General features: G+C 69.8%; 2 protein-coding genes. Both read left to right on the forward strand.

Features of this window, described 5'->3' with window-relative positions:
- Positions 1 to 418 (forward strand): NAD(P)H-dependent flavin oxidoreductase (locus ACLD7X_RS17300; protein ID WP_411424929.1); only part of this gene is annotated, 418 nt, incomplete at its 5' end.
- Between the two features lie 8 nt (positions 419 to 426).
- On the forward strand, positions 427 to 824 hold a 398-nt coding region (locus tag ACLD7X_RS17305; RefSeq protein ID WP_411424930.1), incomplete at its 3' end, for a DUF2385 domain-containing protein.

Here is an 824-nt window from a genome sequence, read left to right on the forward strand (position 1 = left end):
GATGGGCACCCGCTTCATTGCGTCGGAAGAAGCCCATGCCGGTCAGATGTACAAGGACGCGGTTCTGGCTGCGACCGACGACGCCACCGTGCGAACCCGCTGCTATTCGGGCAAGCCGATGCGGGTGAAGACCAATCCCTATGTGCTCGATTGGGAGAGCCGCCCGCAGGACATCCAGCCCTTTCCGGTGCAGGCGATGATTTCCCACCAGAACAACGCTATGGGGGGAATCGGCGGCCAGATCGACGGGCTGGACGCCGACAGATCGTGCTTCGCCATGGGTCAGTCCGCCGGGGGCGTGAAAGAGGTTCTGCCGTGTCGCGAGATCATCGCCCGGATCATGGCGGAAGCCCACGAGTCGATCGCGCGCCTCTCGCGCCTGGCCGCGGCAAGCCCTGCTCAGATCGCCGCTCAATAGGGGTCTGGTTGGGGCTGGCGCTGGCCGCGCTGACCCCGGCGGCGGGGTGGACCCAGGCCCAGCCGCCGCCGGAAACCTTGCCAGCGGGTATTGAAGAGCCCACTCTTCCGGCACCGCCAGCCGTCGAGCCGTCTTCAGCGGAAGAGGCCGAACCGCCCGCGATTGAGGCCGCCCCGCTCCCCCGCGCGCGGGCCGCCATCGCTCCGGCGCCCGCGCCCCCGGCCGTGCATCCACGCGTGACGGCCGCGCGCCAGTCGCAGCGATACGAGCCGGCGCTGGCCGCGCTTGTACGCGTGCTGGGGGCCAGCCATGCGCTGCGCGTGGCCTGCCGCGGCAAGGCTGATCAGGTCTATCGCGGCCGGATGAATGCGCTGCTCGATCTGGAAGCCCCTCGGGGCGACGACCG

This window comes from Aphanothece microscopica RSMan92, assembly GCF_046613545.2.
In the GTDB taxonomy this organism is placed as follows: domain Bacteria; phylum Cyanobacteriota; class Cyanobacteriia; order PCC-6307; family Cyanobiaceae; genus NIES-981.